This is a genomic window from Pseudonocardia hydrocarbonoxydans, from assembly GCF_006539565.1.
GTDB classification, from domain to species: domain Bacteria; phylum Actinomycetota; class Actinomycetes; order Mycobacteriales; family Pseudonocardiaceae; genus Pseudonocardia; species Pseudonocardia hydrocarbonoxydans.
This window is the reverse complement of sequence record NZ_BJNG01000089.1, coordinates 1-616: the sequence shown is the minus strand read 5'-3', so window position 1 is coordinate 616 and position 616 is coordinate 1. Positions and strand designations below refer to the sequence as shown.

Annotated in this window: 1 protein-coding gene; it reads right to left on the bottom strand. The window is 72.9% G+C overall.

Features of this window, described 5'->3' with window-relative positions; translation table 11 throughout:
• The coding region (locus PHY01_RS26100; protein ID WP_141282934.1) for an IS1634 family transposase at nt 1-616 on the bottom strand (616 nt) is incomplete at both ends.

Sequence of the window (616 nt, the reverse complement as noted above, 5' to 3'; positions counted from 1 at the left end):
GCGGTCGGCCTTCTTCCGGGATGCCGCGCTCACTGTGGTCGATGCGGCGCGGCGGGTGCGGGCCTGCTCGCGGGCCCGGGTGCGGGCGAGGCTGATGCGGTCGAGCTCGGCACAGATCCGGGTGATCGCGGCCTCTCGGGCGGCCTGGTCGCGTTCGGCCTCGTCGGGGTTGTGGCAGATGATCCACCGGATCCCCGGTGTGGACGCGATCTTCACTTCCTTGACCCGCAGATTGTCCCGGACCTGCTGGTAGCGGCCTTGGCGGGACAGCGCCTCGTGGGCCTGGGCGTTCCCGTCGCGCATCCGCTCGCCGGCGATGTAGTGCCCGCCGGCGCGCTGCAGGTAGGCGAGGTGCTCCCGCGAGGAGAACCCCCGATCCACCACCGTCACGACCCGCCCGAGGCGCCAGCCGCGCAGCCCGTCGCGAACCTCCGGGAGGATCGCCTGGTCGTTGGTGTTCCCGGGCCAGCACCAGCAGCGCACCGGGATCCCCTCCCGGGTGACCGCCAGCCCGATCACGATCTGGGGCAGATCGCGACGGTGGTCCTTGGAGTGCCCGTAGCGGCGGAACCCGGGTGTGCCCGTGCTGCCGTCGTCGCACGGGTCGGGGTCGGGG